Below are 24,864 nucleotides of genomic sequence, written 5' to 3' on the forward strand. Positions count from 1 at the left end.
GATCGAGCAGGGGCCCGACCTGGACAGAGGGGTGCGTGAGGGCGCCCGGGCCGCGCGACGCGGCTTGATGTGGCCTCGCGCGCCCCTTGTTGTGTCCTCTGGAGCATGTGAGCATGAGAACTCGACCGCTTGTGCCCTTGTGAATTGCTTCTCTAAGAGAAGTGGTTCCTCCAAGGAGGTGGCTCACCCCCATGCCCACGCCCTCAGTCGTGCACGACGCCATGAGCAGCGTCGTCCTCACGATCGGCCCCGCCCACACCCTCCGACAGGCCGCCGAACTGATGTCGGCGCGACGCGTCGGCGCGGCCGTCGTCCTCGACCCCGACACCAGCGGGATCGGCATACTGACCGAGCGCGACATCCTCAACTCCCTCGGCTCGGGCCAGGACCCCGACAGCGAGACGGCCGGCACCCACACCACCACCGACGTCGTCTTCGCCGCCCCGGCGTGGACCCTCCAGGAGGCCGCCGACGCCATGACGCACGGCGGCTTCCGGCATCTGATCGTGCTGAACGAGCGCGAACCCGTCGGCGTGGTCTCGGTGCGCGACATCGTGCGCTGCTGGACCGGACACGCCCCCGAAGAGCCGTCCGCGCCGCGCGTGCACGCCGAGGCGGACGCGGTCACGGTCTGACGGCCCGGCCCCGGCCCCCTCCGGGAACGCGCCGAGGAGACGTACCGGAGGGACGCGAACGCACCGGAGGGACCGGAGCCCCATGGCGTCCGGTCCCTCCGGCCTCAGTACGGCGAGCGGTCGGTCAGCCGCGCAGGGCCTGGACCGCGGCTTCCAGCCGCTTGCCGTAGTCCGCGTCCGCCTGGCGGAAGTTCTCGACCGCACGCTGGACGATGTCCTCGCGCGAGACACCCGCGAGCGCGCCCGCGAGGTTGTCGATCAGACGCTGCTTGGCGTCCTCCGGCATCAGGCGGTAGAGGTTGCCCGCCTGGACGAAGTCGTCGTCCTCGGCGTGCGACGGCGTCTCGTGGTCACCGGTGAGACCGGAGACGGCCGTGGGCTCCCACAGCGGCTTGTCGGTCTGGTGGGGACCGCCGAAGCTGTTGGGCTCGTAGTTCTTCGCGCCGCCGTGCCGGCCGTCGTACATGAAGCCGTCGCGGCCGTGCGAACGGGCCACCGCCGCCTTGGGCTGGTTCACCGGCAGGTGGTCGGCGTTGATGCCGACGCGGTAGCGGTGCGCGTCGCCGTAGCCGAAGAGGCGGCCCTGGAGCATCTTGTCCGGGGACGGGCCGATGCCCGGCACGAAGTGGTGCGGGGAGAAGACCGACTGCTCGACCTCGGCGAAGATGTTCTCCGGGTTCCGGTTCAGCTCCAGCTTGCCGATGGTGATCGGCGGGTAGTCCGCGTGCGGCCAGACCTTGGTCAGGTCGAACGGGTTGAAGCGGTAGCTCGCCGCGTCCGCCGCGGGCATGATCTGCACCTGGACGGTCCAGCTCGGGAACTCGCCGCGCTCGATCGACTCGCGCAGGTCGCGCTGGTGGCTGTCCGGATCCTTGCCCGCCAGCACCTCCGCCTCCTCGGCGGTCAGGCACTTGATGCCCTGGTCCGTCTTGAAGTGGTACTTGACCCAGAAGACCTCGCCGTCGGCGTTGTTCCACTGGAAGGTGTGGGAGCCGAAGCCGTCCATGTGGCGGTAGCTGGCGGGGATGCCGCGGTCGCCGAAGAGCCAGGTCACCTGGTGCGTCGACTCGGGCGAGAGGCCCCAGAAGTCGAAGACGTTGTCCGCCTCCTGCGAGCCCGTGTAGGGGTCGCGCTTCTGGGTGTGGATGAAGTCCGGGAACTTGATCGCGTCCCGGATGAAGAACACCGGGGTGTTGTTGCCGACGAGGTCGTAGTTGCCCTCCTCGGTGTAGAACTTCAGCGCGAAGCCACGGGGGTCACGCACCGCGTCGGCCGCGCCGAGGTTGCCCGCGACGGTCGAGAAGCGAAGAAAGGTCTCCGTCTTCTTGCCGATCTCGGAGAGGAACTTCGCCCGGGTGTACTTCGTGACGTCGGCGGTCACGGTGAACGTCCCGTAGGCACCGGCGCCACGTGCGTGCACGACGCGCTCCGGGATGCGCTCCCTGTTGAAGTGCGCGAGCTTCTCCAGAAGCAGCTGGTCCTGGATCAGCGCGGGTCCACCGACGCCCGCCGTCTCAGTCTGCTGGTTGTTCGCCACCGGAGCCCCCGCCTCCGTGGTGAGCGGTCCGGTGGTCTCGTTCTGCACCGTCACGTGCGCCTCCTGTGCCTTCCCTGTCCATGGCGTAACGCCACAACGGATCCTACATTAGACAATGTCTAAGTCAAGAAGGATCCGAAACTCATACGGGTTCTTCCCATGGACAGCCCGCTGCTACTCTGGAGTCATGAGTGACCTGTTGGAACGACTCCGTGATCGCGGCTGGCGGCTCACCGCGCAGCGGCGAGTCGTCGCCGAGGTGCTCGATGGCGACCACGTCCACTACACCGCCGACGAGGTGCACGCCCGCGCGACGGAGCGGCTGCCCGAGATCGCGCGAGCGACCGTCTACAACACGCTGAGCGAGCTGGTCTCCATCGGCGAAGTGATCGAGGTCAGCACGGACGGCAGGGCCAAGCGGTACGACCCGAACGCCCGCCACACCCATCAGCACCTGGTCTGCTCCAACTGCGGCACGATCCGCGACGTCCACCCCACGGGCGACCCCCTCAGCGCCCTCCCCGAGGCCGAGCGCTATGGGTTCACCATCGCGGAGGCCACCGTCACCTACCGCGGCACCTGCCCCAACTGCGCCGCGGGCTGACCCCGGGCTGACCCCGCCCGCACCAGGCTTTCGGGCCCGTACCCCTCCGAGGGGGTGCGGGCCCTTCGCATGCGACCGCCCCCGTACGCACCCCGCGCACGACCCTTGCCGGTATCTGACGGACCGTCATATCGTCGTCCGCGATGGGCATATCACCGAAACTCCGAGCCGTCGCGCTCACCCGGACCTTCGGGCGGGGCGCCAGCCGGCTGGCCGCGCTGGGACCCGTCGACCTCGACGTCGCGACGGGAGAGTTCGTCTGCCTCGTCGGCCCCTCCGGCTGCGGCAAGTCCACCCTGCTCCGTATCGCCGCCGGACTCCTGCGGCCCTCCGGCGGCGAACTGGCCATCCGTACGGACGTCGGCCACCCGGCCGCCATGATCTTCCAGGACTACGGGATCTACGACTGGAAGACCGTGCGGACCAACGTCCGCTTCGGCCTCGACGTCCAGCGCGTCCCCCGCAAGGAAGCCGACGAGCGCGCCGGGCACTGGCTGGCCCGGATGGGCCTCGCCGACTTCGCCGGGGCCTACCCCTCGGCGCTCTCGGGCGGCATGCGCCAGCGCGTGGCCATCGCCAGGGCGCTCGCCGTCGAACCCGAGATCCTCCTGATGGACGAGCCCTTCGCCGCGCTCGACGCGCAGTTGCGCACCATCCTCCAGGACGAGCTGCTCGCGCTCACCCAGGCCACCCGCACCACCACCCTCTTCATCACCCACAGCCTCGAAGAGGCGCTGGTCCTGGGCGACCGGGTGCTGGTGATGTCGGCCCGTCCTGGCAGGATCATCGCCGAGCGACGGCCGCCCTTCGCCCGCCCCCGCACCGGCGAGGTCCGCTCGGCGCCCGGCTTCACCGCGCTCAAGGACGAGCTGTGGGAGCTGCTCCGCGACGAGGTGGACTCGGGCGACGGCGGTGGAGGCGGGGGCAGGGGCGGGAGCACGGCACCGCACGAGGCGGTCGCCCCGTGAGCGCCCTCGAAGACGGGAGCGCCCCGGACACGGCGGCGGCTCCGGACAGCACGCGCGACAGCGGGCTGCTGCTGCGCCGCCCCGGCCCCCAGGAGACGCGCCCGGCCCGCACCCACCGCAGACGGCGCGCCCTGGAGCTGGCCCTCGCCCTGGCCGTACCCCTCGTCCTCGTCCTCTTGTGGCAGACGGCCGCCGCGCAGCAGTGGATCGACGCCCGGATCTACCCCGCGCCCTCCACGATCCTGGCCGACGGCTGGGAGCGCGCAGCGGCGGGCGAGCTGTGGCCCGACACCTGGGCCACCCTGCGCCGCGTCCTCGCGGGCTACGCCATCGGCACCGCGTCCGGCTATCTGCTGGGGCTGCTCATGGGGTCGCTGCCGCTGGTGCGGGCCGCGCTGGAGCCGATGCTCGACGCGCTCTACGTCGTGCCGAAGCTGGCGCTGCTGCCGGTCTTCCTCAACATGTTCGGGCTCGGCGAGGGGCCGCAGGTCGCGCTCGTCGCTGCGACCGTCTTCTTCTTCGTGTGGATCTCCACCATGGCCGCCGTACTGGCCGTCCCCGAGGGACACCGCGACGCGGGACGGGTCTTCGGCGCGGGCCACTGGCAGATGTTCCGGCACGTACTGCTGCCCGCCTCGCTGCCCGCCGTGCTGGTCGGGGCACGTATCGCGGCGGGGGTGGCGGTGCTGGTCATCGTCGCGTCCGAGTCCATCGCCGCGACGGACGGGCTCGGCCACCTCATCTTCGACTCCCGCGCCCTCTTCCAGAACGACGTGATGTTCGTGGGCATCGTCTGCGTCGCCGTGCTCGGGGTCGTCTTCTCCGAACTCGTCCGCCTCGCGGGGCGGTTCCTCACCCCCTGGGCGCCACGCGACCGGGGCCGCGGCCAGTCCTGACCCGCTCAGTCCCGGCCCCCCACCCACGGAGGTCTCCCGTGCGCACTCCTCACAGCCGCCTCGCCGCCGCCCTCGCCCTCACCCTCACCGCGCTCGCGCTCGCCGGATGCGCCGGCCAGGACACCGGAGCGCTCAGCACCGAGCACCGCGACATCACACCGGTGAAGGGCTGCGGCAAGGGCGCCTGGACCGACCCGGCCGACCTCGCGCCCGACCGCTCCCCGGCCCGCTGCGACAAGGGCGCGCCCGCGCCCCAGCGGCTCAACAAGCAGCGCGAGATCACCATCGCCACCGGCACCCTCAGCGCGGAGTATGTCGCTCCGCTCCAGGTCGCCCTGGAGAAGGGCGAGTTCGCGAAGGAGGGCCTGGACGTCGACCTGAAGGTGCTGCCGACGCCCGAGGCGCTGCCGCTGCTGGCCAAGGGCGAGATCGACGCGTTGTGGGCCGCGCCCGAGGCCGCCGTCGTCAACGGCATCAACGGCGGCTTCGGCATCCGCTGGGTCGCGGGCAACTTCTCCCCCGACCCCTCGTCCAAGAGCGGCCTGTGGGCGCGCGTACGCAAGGGCGAGAGCGCGAAGTCCGTCGAACTGGCCGGCCGGAAGATCGGCACCATGATCGGCAAGGGCTCGGTGATCGCGTACCCGATGGACAAGATCTTCGCGCAGCACGGCGCCGACATGAACTCCGTCACGTTCCAGCAGCTCGGGTCCGCCGACGTCCTCACCGCCATGACCGGCGGCGGCGTGGACTCCGCCTGGCTGCTCGACCCCGTCTGGCGCAAGGTCGACGGGGACAGCCGCTACGCCTTCCTCGGCGGCCAGCCCGTCGGCGAACCGCTGGGCGGCGCGCTGTACGGGCCGAATCTGCTGCGCGACGACGTGGACGCCGGGGTCGCCCTCCTGCGCGCCTACATCCGCACGGTCAACACCTACTTCGCGGGCGACTACAAGAAGGACCGCGCGTTCGTCGCCGAGCTGGCGAAGCTGCTGAAGCAGAACGCCGACGTGCTGACGTCGGTGCCCTCGCTCCGGATGGACTGGGAGATCCGCAAGGGGACGGCGGCCAGGCTCCAGAAGGCGTACCGGGACGCGGGCGTCACCAAGGGGGCCGCGCTGCCGGAGGAGCGCCTCGTGGACCGCAAGCTGTACGCGGAGGCCGTCGGCCACACGCCGTGACCCCGACGCGTCGGGCCGCGCGCCGGGACAAGCGTGGGCGCACAAGAACGAGGGCCCGGATCCGATCGGATCCGGGCCCTCGTCTTCAGTAGCGGGGACAGGATTTGAACCTGCGACCTCTGGGTTATGAGCCCAGCGAGCTACCGAGCTGCTCCACCCCGCGCCGTTGTGTGTCTACTGTAACCCCAGGCCGACGACCAGCGCAAATTCATCTCCGGGGCCTGCCACGGGCCCGGATCCCGGGCCGCCCGGCAGGCCCTCGCGCGGCGAGCGCGAGGACCCCCGGGGCCTTCCGGAACCGGCTGCGACGAACCGGCTGCGACGGGCTACGCCGTCAGCTCCGTGCCGAGCGCGTCCCGCAGCCGCGCGGCCCGCTCGGCCACCTCGGCCGGGCCCAGCTCCACGGCGCGCGCGCACCAGCGCTGCCCCTCGGCCAGCTCGCCGCGACGCGCGTGGATCAGCGCCAGGCGCAGCGCCGCGCGCCCGTGCCCGCCCTCGGCGGCACGGCGCCACCACAGCGCCGCCTCCGGCTCGCTGCCCTCGCGGGCCAGCAGCAGCCCGAGGTTGAACGCGCCGTGCGCGCTGCCCGCCTCGGCGGCGGCGCGGTACCAGCGTGCCGCGTCGACGACCTCGCCGCGCGCAGCGGCGCACATGCCGAGCCGCACCTGCGCACGGCGGTGGCCGTGCTCGGCGGCCCGCTCGTACCACTCCTCGTACTCGTGACGGCCGCTCGCGGGCCGCCCGAGCGCCACGTCCTCGCGCGGCGTCCTGCGCTCCAGGAGCGCGCCCAGGCGGAAGGCGCCCTCGACGCTGCCGCCCCCGGCCGCGCACCGGAGCTGCCGCTCGGCGGCGTGCTCGTCGCCCTCGCGCAGCAGCGCGATGCCCACCTGGAGTGCCGCCTCGGTGTGCCCCGCGGCCGCCGCGCGCTCGTACCAGACGCGGGCCGTACGGTCGTCGCCGCGGCCCACGTACAGGATGCCGAGGTTGAAGGCGGCGTCCACACTGCCCGCCTCGGCCGCCTTGGAGAACCACGGCTCGGCACCTTCCGCGTCACCGCGCTGGAGCAGCAGCACGGCGAGCGCGTTGGCCGCCTCCCTGTGCCCCGCGTAGGCGGCCCGGCGGTACCACTGCTCGGCCTGGGCCACGCGGCCCTGTGCCGCGCACAGCAGCCCGAGGTTGAAGGCGCCGTTGTCGCTGCCCGCCTCCAGCGCCGCGCGGTACCACCGCTCGGCGGCCTGGCGCTCGCCGCGGTCGGCGTGCAGCGCGCCGAGGGCGTTGGCGGCGTTGCCGTCGCCCGCCTCGGCCGCGCGGCGCCACCACACGGCGGCGCTCTCCTCGTCGCCCGCGTCGCGCAGCAGGAAGGCGAGCGCGCACGCGGCGCGGGCCTCGCCGTCCTTGGCGGACGTGAGGTACCAGCGGCCCGCCTCCTTCAGCTCGCCGCGCCGCTCCAGAATGGTGCCCAGGCGCAGCGCCGCCTTGCGGTGGCCGCGGGCAGCCGCCTGCCTGTACCACTGCTCCGCCTCGTGCTCGGCCTTCTCCGCGGCCTCCCTCGTGCCGCTCTCGCCCTCGCCGGGACGGGCGGACTTGCCGGGCTTGCCTTCGCGGGCTCCATCGCGGGCGCGCGCGCCCTGGGCCGCCACGATCCGCGCGACGCGGTACGCCGCCTCCCGGTGCCCCCTGTCGGCGGCGGCCCTGAACCACTCCTCGGCGCCGTCCTCGCCGCGGTGCTCCAGCAGATCGGCCAGGGCGTAGGCGCCCAGGGTGTGGCCCGACTCGGCGGAGTGGCGCAGCCAGTAGTGCGCGGCGGGTTCGTCGCCGCGTTCGCGGTGGTGCCGTCCCAGTGCGTGCGCCGCTGCCGCGGAGCCCGCTACGGCGGCGATGCGCCACCAGCCCGCGGCCTCGTCCGGGTAGCCGCGCTGATGCAGCAGTACGCCCAGGTTGTTGGCCGCGGCGCGGTCACCGGCGGCGGTCGCGGCACGCAGATGCGGTTCCGCGCCGTCGAGGTCACCGCGGCGCAGCAGTTGTGCCCCGAGGGCGCTGATCGCAGCAGCGTCCTCGGTGTTCCTGTCAGTCCCCGTATGGCTCGTCTCAGTCCTCGGTGGACTGTTGAGCCTCACCTTGTCCCCCATAAGCCCCATCGTCGCACCACCCGCAACCCGCGCACACCTGGTATACCGCCGCCAGTGAGGTCACTTCAGAGGTTTGTCGACTTCCCGACACAGAGACACCTCAAACCGCTTTCACCCGCCGGGTCTTGGGAATCCTCCATCACAACGGCCACGACAACGGCCATCACAACGACGAAGGGCCCGGAGTCCGTTGACTCCGGGCCCTTCGCCCTATCAGTAGCGGGGACAGGATTTGAACCTGCGACCTCTGGGTTATGAGCCCAGCGAGCTACCGAGCTGCTCCACCCCGCGCCGTTGTGTTCACAACCCTACACCACGGCGCGGGGTGCCCCTGACCACGGGGCGGCGGCTCAGTTCTTCTTCTTCGCGTCCTTCTCGGCCTCGGCGGCATCCTGGAGTGCGTCCTCAAGGTCCTTCTGGGCCTTGCCGTACGCCTCCCAGTCGCCCTTCTCCAGGGCCGTCTCGCCCGCCTCGTACGCGTCCTGCGCGTCCTCCAGGGCCTCCCGGACGCTCGGGTCCTCCGCCGCGGGCGGCGAGGTGCCCGTGTCCTGGTCCTGGTCGCCGCTGTCCCCGGCTCTGCCCTCGGTGTCGAAGACCTTGTCGAGCGCCTGGCCCAGGGTGTTCTCGAAGGCGATCTGTTCGCCGTAGGTGACGAGAACCTTCCTCATGCGCGGGTAGTTGGTGCCCGCACCGCGCACGTAGACGGGTTCGACATACAGCAGGCCGCCTTCGAGTGGCACCGTCAGCAGATTGCCGTACTCCACTTCGGAGTCGCCGCGCTTGAGGAGGTTGAGCGACTCGGCGATGCTCGGATCCGAGTTGAACTTGCTCTGCACCTGGGACGGTCCGGACACCGTGGTGTTCGACGGCAGTTTCAGGAGTCTGATCTTGCCGTACTGGTCACTTCTGGCATCGGCGTCGATCGCCATGAAGGCGCCCAGCGTCTCGCGGTTGTTCGGGTTGAACGTCGTCGTCAGGGAGAACGTCTGCTTCTTCTGATCCGGCATCTTCATGCTCAGGTAGTACGGCGGAACCGCGTTGCCCTTGTGCGTCGGATCGTCCGGGATCTGCCAGCGCTCACTGCCGCTGTAGAACTGCGACGGCGAGGTCACGTGGTAGCGGGTGAGCAGTTCGCGCTGCACCTTGAACAGGTCCTGCGGGTAGCGCAGGTGGTCCATCAGGTCGTCGCTGATCTGGCTCTTCGCCTTGACCGTGCCCGGGAACGCCTTCATCCAGGTCTTCAGTACCGGGTCCTTCTTGTCCCACTGGTACATCTCGACCTTGCCGGTGTACGCGTCCACCGTGGCCTTGACCGAGTTGCGGATGTAGTTGACCCGGTTCTGCTGGGCCACCACCGCGCGCTGGCCGTCGGTCAGCGAGTCGGCCGTGGTGTCGCCCAGGGTCGTGCGCGAGGAGTACGGGTAGCCGTTGGTCGTCGTGTAGGCGTCGACGATCCACTTGATGCGCCCGTCGACGACGGCCGGGTACGGGTCGCCGTCGATCGTCAGCCAGGGGGCGACCGACTCGACGCGCTCCTTGGGCGTGCGGTTGTAGAGGATGCGGGAGCCCTCGCCGATCGCGCCCGAGTAGAGGATCTGCGGCTCGTTGAAGGCGACGGCGTAGGCGGCGCGGTTCACCGGGTTGGCGAGGTTCACGCCGCTCTTGCCGGTGTAGGTGTACGTCTTCTCGCCGTTGTCGTCGGCGTAGTCCAGTTCCTTCTGGGGGCCGCCGACGATCGAGTACTGCGAGGTCTTCTCGCCGTAGTAGATGCGCCCCTCGTACTTGCCCATCGAGCCCTTGGGCGGCAGGTCCTGCTCGGTGAAGGCCGGAGCGCCGTCCTTGTCGGTCGTGGTGCCCTTGGCCGCCACCATGCCGTAGCCGTGGGTGTACTTGAAGTGCTCGTTGATCCAGTTCTTCTCCGGGATGCCGTTGGTGTTGATCTCCCGGAGGCCGACGACCGTGTCCTGGTCGTTGCCGTCCTTGTCCTTGTAGCGGTCGACGTCGAGCGTCGCGGGGAACTGGTAGTACCCGCGCACCTGCTGCTTCTGCTGGAAGGTGGGCGAGACGACGTTCGGGTCCAGCAGGCGCATGCTCGCCGTGGTGTCGGCGGCGTCCCGCAGGGTGTCGTTGTCGGCCTTGCTGGTGCCGGAGTAGTCCCGTACCTGGGAGTCATCGATGTCGTACGCGTCGCGCGTGGCCTCGATGTTCTTCTTGATGTACGGGCTCTCCTTGGCCTGCTCGTTCGGCGAGACCTGGAACTTCTGCACGATGGCCGGGTAGAGCCCGCCGATCAGGATGGCCGAGAGCACCATCAGGCCGAAGCCGATGACGGGGAGCTGCCAGGTGCGCCGCCAGATGGTGGCGAAGAACAGCACCGCGCAGATGATGGCGATGCAGAAGAGGATGGTCTTCGCCGGGAGGTAGGCGTTGGCGTCGACGTACTTCAGGCCCGTCCAGTTGTCCGTGGCCTTGAAGTCACCGGACTTGACGGCCAGTCCGTACCGGTCCAGCCAGTAGGCGACCGCCTTGAGCGCGACGAACACGCCGAGCAGCACGGAGAGGTGCCCCGTGGCCTGCCCGGTGGCGCGGGCGCCCGGGGTGGTGATCCGCAGTCCGCCGTAGAGGTAGTGCACCAGCGCGGCGGCCAGCAGCGACAGCACGGCTGCGGCGAAGCCGAAGCTCAGCAGGAAGCGGTAGAAGGGCAGGTCGAACGCGTAGAACGCGACGTCCTTGCCGAACTGGGGGTCCGTCTTGCCGAACGGGACGGCGTTGATCCACATCAGCCAGGTGCGCCACTGCCCGGCCGCCGAGGCGCCGGAGATGAGCCCGACGAGCGCGGTGACGCCCAGCAGGACCCACTTCTTGTACGGCGCGATGCCCATGCGGTAGCGGTCGAGGCTCTGCTGCTCCAGCGACATCGCGCTGAGCGGCGGACGCAGCCGGTGGGCGAGCCAGATGTTGAGTCCGACCGAGCCCGCCATCAGGAGACCGAAGACGGCGAACATGCCGACCTTGGTCCAGAGGGTCTTGGTGAAGACCGAGCTGTAGTCGACCGAGCGATACCAGAGCCAGTCGGTCCAGAACCCGGCAAACATGACGAAGAGCATCGCCAGCACCGCGAGCACGCCCGCTGTCAGCAACAGCGTCCGCGCGCGCCGGGACGGCCGGCCCACTCTGATCCGTGGTCCGGACGGGCCGCCTGAGCCCCGGTCCGGCATCTGGAAAGCCAAGGTGCGCACCTCGAAGATTCGCGATGGATGAACATCAAAAAGCAAGGACGAGCAGAGCCCTGCATCGTAAGGCCCTCTTATGCAACTTACTCAAGCTTTACTCAGTTCCCGTTTCCGGGGTCTGAGGCGGCACGATATGGGCATGAACAACCTCCCTTCCGACGGCACGCCCCTCGCCTCTCATCCGCTGACCCGCGCGGTGCTCGAAATCGACGAGTACGCGGCGGGCATGGGCTGGGACCAGCCCGCCCGCCTCTTCGCACTGGTCGACACCGCGAAGCTGCGTACCGAGGAACCCGAACTGGCCGGACAACTCGGCCTTGACGAGAACAACGACGACAACAGCGGAAACGCCGGAAAAGCCGCGTCCCTCACCCCCGTGGAGCAGGACGAGCTGCCGCCCGGCACTCCCCTGGACGAGTTCCTGGCCACCATCGGCTGGCCCGACGCCGTCGCGGGCTGCGCGATGACGGTGGAGCGCCTGATGCTCCCGCCGTCCGCCGAGTCCTCCGTGCCGGAGGAACTCCAGCGCGAGGGGGCCGAGGAGCGGCTCGCCAAGTGGGTCGCCGAGCACCCCGAGCGCCAGGAGGTGCGGATGACGGTGGCGGTGCTGCGTGACGGCTCGCGCGAGTCGGCCGTGCGGCTGCGCGAGAAGGACGCGGCGACGGAGGTGCTGACGGGCGCCGGTCTCGTGCCGGGGCTCGCCGAGGCGCTGGCGGCGACGCTGGAGGACTGAGCCCAGGGCTCCGTACCGCTGCTTGCGTATCGCTTGCTGCCGTACCTCTGTACCCGTACCTCGGTACCGGGCTCTGCTCCGGGCCGGGGTACGGGCCCCGGGGTACGGGCCGGGGAGCTGCGGGGTGCGGGGGGCGGTCAGTCCGCCTTGCACTGGGGCAGCGCGTCGGTGTCGCCGGAGCGGATCTTCTTGAGCGCGCTCATGGCGTCGTCCATGGTCCGCGTCTTCACGAGGGTGAGCCCGTCGGGCTTGTCCTTGGCGGCCGACGGGCAGTTGCCCGAGGGAGTGAGGAAGAACTCGGCGCCCTTGTCGCGGGCGGCGACGAGCTTCATCTGGATGCCGCCGATCTCGCCGACCTTGCCGTTGTCGTCGATGGTGCCCGTGCCCGCGACGAACTTGCCGCCGGTCAGGTCCTGCGGCGTCAGTTTGTCGACGATGCCGAGCGCGAACATCAGGCCCGCGCTGGGGCCGCCGACGTCCGCGAGCTTGATGTCGATCTCGAACGGGAAGGTGTGCCCGGCCCCGGGCTGGATGCCGACGATGGCGCGGCCGTCGTCCGGCGCCTTCTTCGTGGTGACCGTGACGTTCTTCTCGTCGCTCTTCGAGGGCTGCCGGTTGGCCTTCTCCGCCGCCTTCGCCTTGGCGGCGGGGACCACGGTGAAGGTGACCTTCTCGCCGGGCTCGTGCTTGGTGACCAGCTTCGCGACGCCCTCGGGGTCCTTGACGGTCCTGCCGTCGACCGCCTTGATGGTGTCCCCGGCGTGCAGCGTGCCCTCGGAGGGGCCGTCCTTGACGACGGAGGAGACGAGGACACGGGACTTCACCGGGATGCCCAGCTCTTCGAGGGCCGCGACCTTGGCGCTCTCCTGGGAGGCGCTGAACTCCTCCGCGTTCTGCTCGTCGACCTCCTGGGCCGACTTGTTGTCCGGATAGAGCGTGGAGTGGGGGACGACCGCGCTGTCGTGGCGCAGCCAGCCGTAGACGGCCTCGACCAGGTTCATGCGGTAGTCGGCGCCGGTGACGCGGACCGTCGTCATGTTGAGGTGGCCCGAGGTGTCGTAGTTCTTGTGATCCTTGATGTTCAGCACGGGCTCACCGCCGTGCTCGCCCAGGGTGTTCACCGTGGGACCGGGTGACATCTCCGCGTACGGGACCTTGATCAGCACTCCGGCGCAGAGCAGCGCTATGAGAAGCAGCGTGGAGGCGAGCATCGTCGCGGTGCGGCGTGGCATGCCACGACAGTACGGGACGGGTCTGTCAGTCAGCCGCTCGGGCCGGTCCGTCCGAGGCGCCCTGTGCCACGCCGACCACGGCGGGCTCCGGCGCCTTCACGGGGGCCTCCCCGGCGGCTTCCTCCGCGCCTCGTCGCGCGAGCCCGTTCCCGTCCGCTCCCGCTGCTCCGGTGCCCTCGGTCCGCGAGGCGTCCTCAGCGTGTTCCGCGTGCTCCGGCTCCTCGGAACGCGAGCGTTCCATGGCCGCGCGGAATCGTTCGTAACCCGCCACACCGTCGACGTCGGGCGTCGTACTGCGTCGACGAGCGGCCCAGCTACCCCATACGCCTGCCGCGATCGCGGCGACGACCGGAATCAGCAACCAGGAGAGTGCCGCCATGGAGACCTCCCGACCCCTCGTTCTTGCCGTACTGAGCCGTGTAACCGGCCGATGAGCAGATTAACCGTCGGAGAGTCAACGGTCCGGGCCGGGGTCGGGTTACGCAACCGGAATATCCCGCTCCGCGCCTGGGAGTTGAGCGGGGACGCGGGGCTGCGACGGCGGGTGTGGCGCGGTCCTGGGCGGGGCTGGGGCCGTCCGGCGCGGGGGCGGGGGCCGTCCAAGGCGCGGTCCCGGGCCCGGACGGGCCCCTCAGCAGGCGCCGACCCACTCCTCCGTGCCGTCGGCGAAGGTCTGGTGCTTCCAGATCGGGACCTCGTGCTTGAGCGTGTCGATGAGGCTGCGGCAGGCGTCGAACGCCTCGGCCCTGTGCGGGCACGAGACGGCCACGACCACGGCCAGATCCCCCACGGACAGGTCTCCGACGCGGTGGACGGCTGCCAGGGCCCGCACCGGGAAGTCCGCGGCCACCTTCTCCGCGACGCGGCGCAGCTCCGCCTCGGCGGTGGGATGCGAGGAGTAGCCCAGACGGGCGACATCGGTGCCCCCGTCGTGGTTGCGCACCGTGCCGACGAAGAGCGCGGTGCCGCCCGCCGCGTCGTCGCCGACGGCCGCGAGGACCTCGTCGACGGAGAGCGGCTCCTCCCTGATGCCCAGCAGCCGGACGGGATCGGCCGCCGCCCGCTCGCCGGGGTGGTCAGGGTGATCGCGCTGCTCGTACGTCTGTGCCATGGCGCTCATGCTGCCGTACGCGCGGGGCTGAGGGAACACCCGGCGTGGCCGCGCACGGGCACGGCCCCCGGACGGCGCACACGGAGGGCGGACGCGCCCCGGAGCCGCCCCGGCCCGGCGGGGGCCTCCGGTCAGAGTCCGCGGCGCTTCCGCGCCCTGCGCACCAGCGCGGCCGTGCCCAGCAGCGCCACGGTGGCGCCTGCCGCGCCCGCGGCCGTCGCGGCCTCCGTGCGGCCCAGACGGCGCCCGGCGAGCGTGTGGCGTCCCGCGACCTCCTCCAGCAGCTCCGCCAGGACCTCCTCGTTGGTCCAGCGCGGGCGCCAGCCCGCCTCGTGCAGCCGGGAGCCGCTGACCACCCAGGGGTGCATCGTGTACGCGAGGTCACCGGCGGGCGACGGGGTCAGCCCGAGCCGGTGCAGCCGGGAGGCCGCGCCCAGGGCGACGGCCGAGGGCAGCTCCATGCGGCGGATGCCCGTCAGCTCCTCGATCTCCTCCTGCTCCAGCCAGCCGTCGCAGCCGACCGCGATCTCGCCCTCGACCTGCTCGTGCACGGCGTACTCCAGGGCGCTGACCAGGTCCTCCACGTGGCAGAACTGCCAGCAGGGCCGGGAGCCGGCGACGACCAGGAGGCGCGGTGACTCGAAGTGCCGGGTCAGCGCCGTGTCCATTCCGGCGCCGACGAGGACGGCCGGGCGCACGACGGTCACGTTGAGCCCGGGGTGGGCGCGGGGCGCCCTGCGCGCCAGCCGCTCGATCTCCAGGAGATCGCCGACGCCGGTGGCCTCGGCGGTGGCCCGCAGCTCGGCGTCCTCGGCGAGCGGGACGTCGTTGTCGGCCAGCGCCCCGTAGACCATCGCCGAGGTACACAGGACGACCCTGCGCACGCCCGCGGCGGCAGCGGCGGTCAGCACGGTCTGGGTACCGCGTACGTTGTACGCCGTACGGGCCGAGGGATCGGTCTCCAGGTCGAGGTCGAGCGCGAGGTGGACCACGACGTCCACGGGCTCGCCGTCGCCGCGCAGGCGGTCGGCGATGGCGGGGTCGCGCACGTCCAGGGTGTGCCACTGGGCCTCGCTGACCTCCCCGCGGCGCTCGTCGAGGCCGATGACCTGCTTGATCCGCTCCGACGCCGCGAGCCGCTCGGTGAGCAGCGCGCCTACCCCCGAAGCGGCGCCCGTGACGGCGACGGTTGGGGTTCGCGCTGCGCGAACGTTGGTCTCGGAGGAACTCACCGGGCGTCTCCAGCGGTTGTTTCTGGTACGAGGTGCGCAGGCTCCATCCTGCCTGACGGGTGTCTAGGCTGGAGGCAGAGCCCATGGATAGATGCGTTCGATGCAGGATCTTCAGTCAGCACACCGTCCGACGAGACAGAGCCGAGGAAACCCGTGAGTGACATCCCATTCGGATTCGGCGTACCTCCCGAGGAGCCCGAGGACGGGGACGAAGGCAAGAAGAAGCGGCAGGGCAAGGGGGACGACGCCGAGGGCGGGCAGAAGGGTTCCCAGGGCGGCACCGGCAGCGGCGGCCAGGGCGGTGGGGACACCCCGCCGCAGAACCCCTTCGGCTTCGGCGGCCTGCCCGGCGGGGGCGGCTCGGACAACCCGCTGGCCGCGATGTTCGGCTCCCTGGGCGGCGGCCAGGGCGGCATGGACCCCAATGACCTGGGCGCGGCCTTCCAGAAGCTGGGCCAGATGCTCTCCTTCGAGGGCGGCCCGGTGAACTGGGACATGGCCAAGGACATCGCCCGCCAGACCGTCGCCGCCGGGGCGCAGGACGGCTCCAAGGACGCCAGCGTCGGGCCGAACGAGCGCGCCGCCGTCCAGGAGGCCGTGCGCCTCGCCGATCTGTGGCTGGACGGGGTGACGTCCCTGCCCTCCGGTTCGAGCACCGCCGAGGCGTGGAGCCGCGCCGAGTGGGTGGAGCAGACCCTTCCGGTGTGGAAGGACCTGGTCGATCCGGTGGCCGAGCGCGTCGGCGCCGCCATGGGCGATGTGCTGCCCGAGGAGATGCAGGCCATGGCGGGCCCGCTGCTCGGGATGATGCGCTCCATGGGCGGCGCGATGTTCGGCACCCAGATCGGACAGGCCCTGGGCGTGCTGGCCGGTGAGGTCGTCGGCTCGACGGACGTCGGGCTGCCCCTGGGCCCCGCCGGCAAGGCCGCGCTGCTGCCGGGCAACATGGCGGCACTGGGCGAGGGCCTGGGCGTGCCCCAGGAGGAGGTGCGGCTGTATCTCGCGCTGCGCGAGGCGGCCCACCAGCGGCTCTTCGTCCACGTGCCGTGGCTGCGCTCGCATCTGTTCGGCGCGGTCGAGGGCTATGCGCGGGGCATCAAGGTGGACACCTCCAAGCTGGAGGACGTCGTCGGCCAGCTCGATCCGCAGCGCCCCGAGGAGCTTCAGGAGGCGTTGCAGCAGGGCATGTTCCAGCCCGAGGACACCCCGGAGCAGAAGGCCGCGCTGGCGCGTCTGGAGACGGCGCTCGCGCTCGTCGAGGGCTGGGTGGACGCGGTCGTGCACGCGGCGGCCGAGCCGCACCTGCCGTCGGCCTCCGCGCTGCGGGAGACGCTGCGGCGCCGTCGCGCCTCCGGTGGTCCCGCCGAGCAGACCTTCGCCACGCTGATCGGCCTGGAGCTGCGGCCCCGCAGGCTGCGGGACGCCTCCCGGCTGTGGGCCTCCCTGGCCGACGCGCGGGGCGCCGAGGGGCGCGACGCGCTCTGGGAGCACCCGGACATGCTGCCGACGGCGGCGGACCTGGACGATCCGGACGGCTTCGTGCACCACGAGCAGCCGGACTTCTCCGAGCTGGACAAGATGCTCGGGGACGCGGCGCAGAGCGCGGAGGGTGCGGCGGGCGCCGAAGGCGCCAAGGGTGACGCCCAGGAGCCCAAGGGCGACGGCGGCACGGACGGAGACAACGGCGACGGCACCACCGGCGACGACGGCGACGCGAAGAAGTGAGCGGACCGGCAGAGACAGGGGCTGGAGCGGGCGCAGAGGTGAGCGGCGGGCTGCGTGAGGACGCGGCGCGTGTCCTCAAGGAGTGGCACGCGGCCACGGAGGAGCAGGAGCGCCTCCGAACGCTCTATCTGGACCACCTCCTGACGCACCCCGACGGCATGTGGAAGGCGTGCACTGCCGGGCACATCACGGCGAGCGCGCTGGTGATGGACCCCGCGGGCGGGCGCGTCCTGCTGACGCTGCACCGCAAGCTGCGCAAGTGGCTCCAGATGGGAGGCCACTGCGAGCCCGGGGACGCCACCCTGGCCGAAGCGGCACTGCGCGAGGCGACGGAGGAGTCGGGCATCTCCGGGCTGACGCTCCTGCCTGGCGGCCCGGTGCGGCTGGACCGGCACGAGACCCCGTGCGCGTGGCATCTGGACGTCCAGTACGCCGCGGTGGCACCGGCGGGCGCGCTGGAGACGGTCAGCGACGAGTCGCTGGACCTGGGCTGGTACGCGTACGACGAAGTGGCCTCCGTCGCCGACGACTCCGTCGTCCGTCTGACGGAGGGCGCCCGAGCGCTCGTCTGAGCGAGGCGCCCCCGTCCGGACGAGCTGTGCGGTGGGCCGCGTTCTGCCGCCCACCGCACCGCACGACACCAGGGCGCCGCACGACGCACGCCGCCGCTCAGTTGGTGAAGATGTTCCCCTGGTTCTGGCCCGCCGCGCCCTGCGGCCCCATGCCGTACTGCGCGCGCAGGCCACCGCCGATTACGGCGTTCTGCGGGGGCAGCAGTTCACTGGGCTGGACGAGGGCGTAGCCGTGGCCCATGAAGCTCAGCTCCCAGCCCTCCCCCGTGTTGCCCCGGCGGCGCCACACGCCCGAGGCGCTGGTCTGCGCCTGCATCTGCACCCGGAGCGAGCTGGACCAGGCGACGACCGCGTCCGCGTCAGCGTTGGCGTACGTCTCCGGGGTGATCCGCAGCATCAGCGGCTGCCCCGAGGTCATCAGCGCGACCTTGCCCTGCCCTGAGATGTTGAGGTTGTACTTCCCCGACCCGGACACGCCGTACTGGCTGTCCACGGAGATGACCTCCCAGTGGAGGTGTGAATCGAGGGCGAGCACATAGGCGCCGTCGACGGTCAGCCCTTCGTGGTCGACGTCCACGATGTGCACGTACTGGGCGAGGTTGGCGAAGAACACCGTCCCCTGACCCGAGCAGCGCATCAGATCGAGGCCCTCACCCGTCACCGCGCGGGCCTGCCGCTGGCCCTGCGTCTGGTACTCCCCGTCGAACTCCAGCATGCCCTGGTAGGCGACCATGCTGCCCTTGCGGGCGAGCACGTCCTCGTGGCCGTTCAGGGCCACGCGCAGGAGCTTGGGGTTCTGGAGGGCGTAGCGTTCCGGTGTCTGGACCTCGGTGTAGCCGAAAAGCGGGCTCTGCATGGTTGTCCGTTCCCCTCCCCGTCAGCCCCGGGCCCGCAGCCGGTCGGCGCTGTCCTCGCTGGGCTGTACGACGACGAATCCCTGTCCCGAGAAGCCCAGTTGGTACGCCTCTCCGCTGCCGCGCCCGATCACCGAGGACGCCTTGAAGCTGCGCTTGCCCTTCATCTTCAGATGGGTGGACCAGGCGACGAGCGCGTCCGGGTCCACGTAGGTCTCGTCCTCGCCGCGCCCGCAGTCGACGACCACGGGGGCGCCCCGCGTGGTCAGCGCCACCCAGCCGGTGCCGGAGATCGCGACGTTGAAGAGGCCCTGCCCGGCGAACTTCGCCATCCCCTTGACGCGCTGCACGCCCCACTCCAGGTGGGCGTCGAAGGCGAGGAGGTTGGTTCCGTTGACGGACAGGCTCTCGTCGTTGAGGCTCAGCACGACCACGTCGGCGCCGTAGTCGGCGAGGTAGAGCAGTCCGTCGCCGTGGCAGCGCATGAGGGGCGCGCCCTCACCCGTGAGCCACTGGGAGGCCCGCTGGCGCACGGCGGGCGGGTTGGGCTCGTACTGCACGAAGCCCTCGTAGGCGACCATCGAGCCGACGCGCGCGTAGAGGTCCTGGCCGCTGTTCATGACCACCTTGAGCATGCTGGAACCGTGGTTCTCCATGCGCGCGGTGGGCTGTGCGGGGGCGTAGCCCGCGATGAGCTGCTGATCCATGACGGGCTCCCTCACATCTCGTAGGGCTGGACGACGATGAAATTGCCGGGGGCGCCGCGGAACTGGAGGTTCACGCTCTCGCCGCTGTGCCCCGGATACGCCTGGCGGCGCAGCCGCACCTGGCTGGAGACGATCACCTGCGCCGCCGCCGACCAGGCCACGACGGCGTCCGCGTCGGCGAACGTGGTCGGGGTGACCGGCAGGACGACCGGGGTGCCGTGCGTGGTGACGACGACGGTGCCCGTGCCCTGGAACTGCATGGTGAACAGCGCGCCACCGGGGATGCCGTGCCCCTCGATCCGGCGCACCTCGTGCTGGAGGCTCTCGTCGAAGGCGAGGACGTGCTCGGCGGAGACGCAGATCGCGTCCCCTTGCAGCTCGATGGGGTGGAGGTAGGCGGCCTCCTCTGCGAGGAAGACCTGGCCGTTGCCCGAGCAGCGCATGAGCTGCATCTCCTGGCCGGTGGCATTGCCGACGACCCGGCCGCGGAACCCCGCGCCCTTGTAGCCGAAATCGACCTTCCCCTGGTACAGCACCATGCTGCCCTGGCGGGCGAGGACGGGCTGGCCGTCGATACCGAGGTCCACCCGGGCGAGCTGCCCGTTCTGGAGCGTCCAGCGCTGGCCGGTGGGGGCCTCGCGGTACTTGTCGAGGGTGACGCCGATGCCCGCGGGCTGGGCCTGGGGGATGACCGGAATCTGCGGGGCGCCCTGGCCCGGCGGCGCCTGCGGGGCGCCGTATCCCTGCGGCGCTCCGGGCGGTCCGGGCTGCGGCTGCCCTGGTTGTCCCGGCTGCCCGAACGGGTTGGGCAGCGCCTGTCCGGGCGCCCCCTGCTGAGGCGGCTGGGGCGCCTGGGGCTGGAACGGCTGCTGTTGTTGGGGCGCCTGGGGCTGAGGTGCCGGGGCCTGCGGCGTTTGAGGCTGCGGCGGCTGCTGATAAGGCTGCGCCTGCCCCGGCACCTGCGGGGTGGCGGGCGGCGCGGGCTGCGGCGGGCCGGGCTGCGCGAACGGCTGCTGCTGGCCGCCTGCTGGGAAGGCTCCGTCGGCGATCGTGGGCGCCGCCGCCTGGGCGGCGCGCGGATCGGCACCCGGCCCCTGCGCCACGGCGGGCTGCGAAGGCTGCGGAGGCTGCGGAGCGGAGGGCTCCGGCGGGGCGGGCGCGGCAGGCGTCGCGGGCGGGGCGAAGGAGGGCGCGGGCTGGGGCTGCGGCTCGGCCGCACCGCCCGGGGGCGCGAAGCCGGGCGCCGGTGCGCCGCCAGGTGGTGCGAACCCGGGGGCCGCCGTGGGCTCGGGCGCGGGCTCCTCCTCCATGACCTCGCCGCCGAAGTTCCTCAGCAGCGCGTCCAGGCCCCCGTCGAAGCCCTGTCCTACGGCGGCGAAGCGCCAGACGTCCTTGAAGTAGAAGTCCCCGAGCATGACCGCGCGCTCGGTGCTGAACTCGGCACCGCTGAACGCGTAGCGCGCGACCTCTTCGCCGCCCGCGACGATCCGGATGTACCCGGGCGCTATCTGGGACATCTGCCCCGCGCCGTCGAGGGCCGCGGTGAAGGAGAGCCGGCGGATGTCCGCCGGGACGCGGTCGAGCGTCACCCGGAACGAGTCCGTGTCCCCCGCCTGGGCACCGAGCTGCTGGAGCGACTCCTCCGGCGACTTCGGCTGGTTGAAGAAGATGAAGTACCGGTCGTCGGAGAGCCGGTCGTCGGCATCGAGTCCGAAGCAGCTGATGTCGAACGACAGCCCGGGGCCCGAAATCTGCACACCTACGTACAGATCGGTCCCCGCCGTCAGATCACTGATCTTGGCCTTGTGGCCGCGTTGGAATTCCCTGGCCATACGTAACGACCGTCCCCCATCCGCGTTGCTGTGTGTGCTCGCGGCGCCAGGCTATCCGGTGGGGCCGACAGGTCACTCTTCCCGGGTCGCGGGAAGATGCGGCAGCCGCCCCGCCGTCACGACGCCCTCCAGGAAGCCGCGCGCACGCTCCGTACGGGGATAGACGTCCAGCAACTGCCAGAAGCGGGGGCCGTGCCCCGGGACCAGCAGATGCGCCAGTTCGTGGAGCAGGACGTAGTCGATGACGTACTCGGGCATCCCCTGGAGCCGGTGCGAGAGGCGGATGCTGCCCTCGGCGGGGGTGCAGGAGCCCCAGCGGGTGTTCTGGTTGGTGACCCAGCGGACGGTGTTGGGGCGGGCCCGCCCGTCGAGATACTGCTCGGACAGCCGTGCGGCGCGCTCCGCGAGATCGCTGTCCCCCAGCATCCGCTTGCTCTCCTGGGCCGCCAGTTTGTCCAGCATGACGCCGACCCAGCGCGCTTCCTCGTCGGCCGACATGCGGGCCGGGATCAGCACGACGGTGCGGTCGCCCTCGCGGTAGGCGGAGACCGTCCGCCTTCTGCGCGCGCTGCGGCGCACTTCGACCGCGCTCTGGCTGGCGCTGTTGAGCGGGTCGGAGTGCACGCCCCGACGTTACCCGCTGGCGCTGTGCGAAGTCCCGTCTCCCGGCTGGTTCACAGGCCATTCGACGCGCGGGCGCAGCATTCGTATGACTATCACGCGCACCTGTGGATAACTTTCCGCGGACGCCGGGGCCAGGGCCGCATGCTGTGTATCGGCAGCGGAGAGGGACCAGGCCGAATCCGAGGGGGACGAGGACATGCATCCGATGATCAAGCCCGCGCTGCGCCGCGCGTGGTGCGACCGCCAGACGGTGCGGTACGGCGTGGCGCCGGCGCACGCGGTGCTGCTGGGCCCGGTGGACGATGCGACGGCCGCGTTCATGGAACTGATGAACGGCACGCGCAGCCTGGAGCAGCTCAGGGCGGCGGCCCCGTCCTTCGGGCTCCCGGAGGAGACGGCGGACCGGCTGACGGAGCGGCTGTCCGCGGTGGGCGTGCTCGACGACGCCATGGCCGATCGCGCGGCCTCGGCCGAGGTTCCCGACAGGCTGCGCCCCGATCTCGCCTCGCTGTCGGTGGTGCACCGCGAGCCCGGGGGCGGTCTGCGCAGGCTGGCGGCCAGACGGGACGCGAGTGTGCTGGTGAGAGGGACGGGCAGGGTGGGCGCGATCGTGGCGGCGACGTTGTCGGCGGCCGGTGTGGGCCAGGTCGATGCCGTGGACGGCGGTCGCGTGGAGCCGTGGGATGCCGCACCCGGGGGCCTTCCGCCGGAGGCCATGGGCGAGCGCCGCGACACCGCGGCCCGCAAGGCGGTGAACGCGGCCAGGCCCTGGCAGTCGCGTTCCCGCGACGGCGTCAGCCTCGTCGTGATGACACCCCGCGACGGCCTGGACGCCTACTCCCCCGATCCCCTGGCCTCCGAGGGCTTCCTCGCGACGGGCACCCCTCATCTGTACGGCGGCGTGCTGGAGGGGACGGGCGTGGTGGGCCCGCTGGTGCTGCCCGGCGCCTCCCCGTGCGCGGAGTGCCTGACGCGGAACGGCGCGGAGCGGGAGCCGGGCTGGCCGCTGGTGGTCGGCCAGTGGCGCACGGGTGGCCGAAGGCGCTCCGGGGTACCCGCCTGCGACATGGCGCTGGCCACCATGGTCGCGGGCGCCACCGCGTCGTACGCGCTGAGTTTCCTCGACGGCGACGGTGGCTGCGGCGCCGGTTACCGGCTGCGGTTCACCCTGCCGCATCTGGTCCCGGAGACGGAGCACCTCGCGCCGCACCCCGAGTGTCCATGCGGTGCCGCTTCGGTGGGGGTGGACCGCCCGCCCTCGGCGGAACACGCTTCACGGGCCACAATGGCGGGATAGTCGTCGGCCTCGGTGCTGTTCGGTTGAGCTGTATGGGAGTTGGAGGGGCGCATGTCTGATCTTCCCCGTAAGGCGGTCACACGTACCGCCAAGCTGGCCGCACTGCCGCTGGGGTTCGCGGGCCGTTCCGCCTGGGGGCTCGGCAAGCGGATCGGCGGCTATTCCGCGGACCTCGTGGGGCACGAGCTGCAACAGCGCACCGCTGAGCAGCTCTTCAAGGTGCTCGGCGAGCTGAAGGGGGGCGCCATGAAGTTCGGCCAGGCGCTCTCGGTCTTCGAGTCCGCGCTTCCCGAGGAGATCGCCGGGCCCTACCGCGCCACCCTGACCAAGCTCCAGGAGGCGGCGCCTCCGATGCCGACCAGCACGGTGCACTCGGTCCTGGCGGAGCGGCTGGGCGAGGAGTGGCGGGACCTCTTCGAGACGTTCGAGGACAAGCCCGCGGCGGCGGCCTCCATCGGCCAGGTCCACCGTGGCGTATGGCACGACGGGCGCGCGGTGGCGGTGAAGGTCCAGTACCCCGGCGCGGGCGAGGCCCTGATCTCCGATCTTGCCCAACTGGGCCGGTTCGCCCGGCTCCTCGGACCCTTGATCCCCGGCATGGACATCAAGCCGCTGATCGCGGAGCTGCGCGACCGCGTCACGGAGGAGCTGGACTACGGCCTGGAGGCGCAGGCCCAGCGTGCCTACGCCGCCGAGTTCGCCGACGATCCCGATGTCCTCATCCCGGACGTGGTCCACCAGGGCGAACAGGTGCTGGTCACCGAGTGGCTGGACGGGATACCCCTGGCCGAGGTGATAGCGGAGGGCGACGAGGCGGAGCGCGACCGCGCGGGCCAGCTCCTGGCGCGCTTCCTCTTCTGCGGTACGGCGCGCACCGGCCTGCTCCACGCCGACCCGCATCCCGGCAACTTCCGGCTGGTGCCGGAGGAGTCCGCCGACGGCGGCCCGGCACGGTGGCGGCTGGGCGTCATGGACTTCGGCACCGTGGACCGGCTGCCGGAGGGGCTGCCGCCGACCATCGGCACGGCACTGCGGATGACGCTCGACGGCGAGGCCGACGCGGTGTACGGGCTGCTCTGCGAAGAGGGGTTCGTCAAGGACAGCATCGAGCTGGACCCGGCCGAGGTGCTGGACTATCTGATACCGATCATCGAGCCCGCGCGGGCTGACTCCTTCGAGTTCAGCCGGGGCTGGATGCGCGAGCAGGCGGCGCGCATAGCCGATCCGCGTTCCCCAGCGCACCAGTTGGGCAAGCAGCTCAACCTGCCGCCGTCGTATCTGCTGATACACCGGGTGACGCTGAGCACCATCGGCGTGCTCTGTCAGCTCGGTGCGACGGTCCGGATGCGGGACGAACTGGAGTCGTGGGTCCCCGGGTTCGCGGCCGACGGCGGGGAGGAGACGGCGGAGGTCGCGGAGACCACCGCCTGACCACCCCGGACGGCGCGGGCGTCACGGGCCGGGCGGGAATTGCCGGACAGGCCCTAACCCCCTCACCACCAGGCCGATTCGAGGCGGCCCTCGATGGCGCGGAGGTTCTCGCGGGAGCAGCGTTCGCAGAAGTACTGACGGTCGCCGTTCTCCATGGAACAGGTCCAGGTGACCGGCCTGCCCTCGGTGGTCTTCCCGCAATGGGCGCAGACCGTCGTGTCGGTCTTCTTCTCATCCACCCGCCCGAAGATATCCCCGGAATCGGGTAGGAGGGCCGGGTCGCCCGGCCCTCCTCCCACACCACCGGACATGCGGGTCACGCATCCGGCGGTTCATC

The 24,864-nt window shown here is 71.4% G+C and carries 22 protein-coding genes and 2 tRNA genes; 10 read left to right on the forward strand and 14 right to left on the reverse strand.

The window, feature by feature from the left end:
* Positions 1-191: 191 nt before the first annotated feature.
* On the forward strand, positions 192-635 hold the full coding sequence (locus ACYVOO_RS06270) for a CBS domain-containing protein (protein WP_461014635.1): 444 nt from the start codon (positions 192-194) through the stop codon (positions 633-635).
* 124 nt (positions 636-759) lie between these two features.
* Here ACYVOO_RS06270 and ACYVOO_RS06275 read toward each other — a convergent pair whose 3' ends face one another.
* Positions 760-2,226, reverse strand: coding sequence for a catalase (locus ACYVOO_RS06275; RefSeq protein ID WP_461014636.1), 1,467 nt, complete (start codon positions 2,224-2,226; stop codon positions 760-762).
* A gap of 133 nt (positions 2,227-2,359) precedes the next feature.
* Between ACYVOO_RS06275 and ACYVOO_RS06280 the strand changes: the two genes are divergently transcribed.
* The 4 genes from ACYVOO_RS06280 to ACYVOO_RS06295 all read left to right on the forward strand — a co-directional run bounded on the left by ACYVOO_RS06280 (position 2,360) and on the right by ACYVOO_RS06295 (position 5,815).
* Positions 2,360-2,776: a Fur family transcriptional regulator gene (locus ACYVOO_RS06280; RefSeq protein ID WP_453345373.1), complete on the forward strand. Its 417-nt coding sequence runs from the start codon at positions 2,360-2,362 to the stop codon at positions 2,774-2,776.
* 143 nt (positions 2,777-2,919) lie between these two features.
* Positions 2,920-3,744, forward strand: a complete 825-nt coding sequence (locus ACYVOO_RS06285; RefSeq protein ID WP_461014637.1) for an ABC transporter ATP-binding protein — start codon at positions 2,920-2,922, stop codon at positions 3,742-3,744.
* A 65-nt stretch (positions 3,745-3,809) separates the two neighbouring features.
* Positions 3,810-4,640 (forward strand): ABC transporter permease, encoded by an 831-nt coding sequence (locus ACYVOO_RS06290; protein WP_461014651.1) that lies wholly within the window; start codon positions 3,810-3,812, stop codon positions 4,638-4,640.
* 38 nt (positions 4,641-4,678) lie between these two features.
* Positions 4,679-5,815, forward strand: a complete 1,137-nt coding sequence (locus ACYVOO_RS06295) for an ABC transporter substrate-binding protein (RefSeq protein ID WP_461014638.1) — start codon at positions 4,679-4,681, stop codon at positions 5,813-5,815.
* Between the two features lie 89 nt (positions 5,816-5,904).
* Here ACYVOO_RS06295 and ACYVOO_RS06300 read toward each other — a convergent pair.
* The 4 genes from ACYVOO_RS06300 to ACYVOO_RS06315 form a co-directional block, all read right to left on the reverse strand.
* Positions 5,905-5,978: transfer RNA gene (locus ACYVOO_RS06300), tRNA-Met, on the reverse strand.
* A 163-nt stretch (positions 5,979-6,141) separates the two neighbouring features.
* Positions 6,142-7,944 carry a tetratricopeptide repeat protein gene (locus tag ACYVOO_RS06305; protein WP_461014639.1) on the reverse strand — a complete coding sequence of 601 codons (1,803 nt, stop codon included), beginning with the start codon at positions 7,942-7,944 and terminating at the stop codon, positions 6,142-6,144.
* Positions 7,945-8,161: 217 nt separating this feature from the next.
* Positions 8,162-8,235 (reverse strand) — tRNA-Met (locus ACYVOO_RS06310).
* Between the two features lie 59 nt (positions 8,236-8,294).
* Positions 8,295-11,183, reverse strand: a complete 2,889-nt coding sequence (locus tag ACYVOO_RS06315) for a UPF0182 family membrane protein (protein ID WP_461014640.1) — start codon at positions 11,181-11,183, stop codon at positions 8,295-8,297.
* A 133-nt stretch (positions 11,184-11,316) separates the two neighbouring features.
* Here ACYVOO_RS06315 and ACYVOO_RS06320 point away from each other — a divergent pair, with 133 nt between their 5' ends.
* Positions 11,317-11,910 (forward strand): PPA1309 family protein, encoded by a 594-nt coding sequence (locus ACYVOO_RS06320; protein WP_453345368.1) that lies wholly within the window; start codon positions 11,317-11,319, stop codon positions 11,908-11,910.
* 137 nt (positions 11,911-12,047) lie between these two features.
* Here the strand turns inward: ACYVOO_RS06320 and ACYVOO_RS06325 are convergent, their stop codons facing one another.
* The 4 genes from ACYVOO_RS06325 to ACYVOO_RS06340 form a co-directional block, all read right to left on the reverse strand.
* Positions 12,048-13,142, reverse strand: coding sequence for a YlbL family protein (locus tag ACYVOO_RS06325; protein ID WP_461014641.1), 1,095 nt, complete (start codon positions 13,140-13,142; stop codon positions 12,048-12,050).
* 25 nt (positions 13,143-13,167) lie between these two features.
* Positions 13,168-13,521 (reverse strand): hypothetical protein, encoded by a 354-nt coding sequence (locus ACYVOO_RS06330; protein WP_461014642.1) that lies wholly within the window; start codon positions 13,519-13,521, stop codon positions 13,168-13,170.
* 252 nt (positions 13,522-13,773) lie between these two features.
* Positions 13,774-14,262 carry a molybdenum cofactor biosynthesis protein MoaE gene (locus tag ACYVOO_RS06335; RefSeq protein WP_461014643.1) on the reverse strand — a complete coding sequence of 163 codons (489 nt, stop codon included), beginning with the start codon at positions 14,260-14,262 and terminating at the stop codon, positions 13,774-13,776.
* A 122-nt stretch (positions 14,263-14,384) separates the two neighbouring features.
* Positions 14,385-15,485, reverse strand: a complete 1,101-nt coding sequence (locus ACYVOO_RS06340) for an SDR family oxidoreductase (RefSeq protein WP_453345364.1) — start codon at positions 15,483-15,485, stop codon at positions 14,385-14,387.
* 153 nt (positions 15,486-15,638) lie between these two features.
* On the opposite strand from ACYVOO_RS06340, the gene ACYVOO_RS06345 reads away from it, so the two are divergent.
* Both ACYVOO_RS06345 and ACYVOO_RS06350 read left to right on the forward strand, forming a co-directional pair.
* Positions 15,639-17,210 (forward strand): zinc-dependent metalloprotease, encoded by a 1,572-nt coding sequence (locus tag ACYVOO_RS06345; protein ID WP_461014644.1) that lies wholly within the window; start codon positions 15,639-15,641, stop codon positions 17,208-17,210.
* A gap of 38 nt (positions 17,211-17,248) precedes the next feature.
* Entirely contained in the window at positions 17,249-17,782 is a 534-nt protein-coding gene (locus ACYVOO_RS06350) for an NUDIX hydrolase (protein ID WP_461014645.1), read from the forward strand.
* 97 nt (positions 17,783-17,879) lie between these two features.
* On the opposite strand, the gene ACYVOO_RS06355 is transcribed toward ACYVOO_RS06350, so the two are convergent.
* The 4 genes from ACYVOO_RS06355 to ACYVOO_RS06370 all read right to left on the reverse strand — a co-directional run bounded on the left by ACYVOO_RS06355 (position 17,880) and on the right by ACYVOO_RS06370 (position 21,799).
* Complete coding sequence (locus tag ACYVOO_RS06355) at positions 17,880-18,638, reverse strand: AIM24 family protein (RefSeq protein WP_461014646.1); 759 nt, start codon at positions 18,636-18,638, stop codon at positions 17,880-17,882.
* Between the two features lie 21 nt (positions 18,639-18,659).
* Positions 18,660-19,343 (reverse strand): AIM24 family protein, encoded by a 684-nt coding sequence (locus tag ACYVOO_RS06360; RefSeq protein WP_453345360.1) that lies wholly within the window; start codon positions 19,341-19,343, stop codon positions 18,660-18,662.
* 11 nt (positions 19,344-19,354) lie between these two features.
* On the reverse strand, positions 19,355-21,175 hold the full coding sequence (locus ACYVOO_RS06365) for a TerD family protein (protein ID WP_461014647.1): 1,821 nt from the start codon (positions 21,173-21,175) through the stop codon (positions 19,355-19,357).
* A gap of 72 nt (positions 21,176-21,247) precedes the next feature.
* Positions 21,248-21,799 carry a M48 metallopeptidase family protein gene (locus ACYVOO_RS06370; protein WP_453345358.1) on the reverse strand — a complete coding sequence of 184 codons (552 nt, stop codon included), beginning with the start codon at positions 21,797-21,799 and terminating at the stop codon, positions 21,248-21,250.
* A gap of 196 nt (positions 21,800-21,995) precedes the next feature.
* Between ACYVOO_RS06370 and ACYVOO_RS06375 the strand changes: the two genes are divergently transcribed.
* Complete coding sequence (locus tag ACYVOO_RS06375) at positions 21,996-23,096, forward strand: ThiF family adenylyltransferase (protein WP_461014648.1); 1,101 nt, start codon at positions 21,996-21,998, stop codon at positions 23,094-23,096.
* A 51-nt stretch (positions 23,097-23,147) separates the two neighbouring features.
* Entirely contained in the window at positions 23,148-24,527 is a 1,380-nt protein-coding gene (locus ACYVOO_RS06380; protein WP_461014649.1) for an ABC1 kinase family protein, read from the forward strand.
* 62 nt (positions 24,528-24,589) lie between these two features.
* Here ACYVOO_RS06380 and ACYVOO_RS06385 read toward each other — a convergent pair whose 3' ends face one another.
* Positions 24,590-24,766, reverse strand: a complete 177-nt coding sequence (locus ACYVOO_RS06385) for a hypothetical protein (RefSeq protein ID WP_461014650.1) — start codon at positions 24,764-24,766, stop codon at positions 24,590-24,592.
* Positions 24,767-24,864 lie beyond the last annotated feature (98 nt).

The organism is Streptomyces daliensis (genome assembly GCF_054782395.1).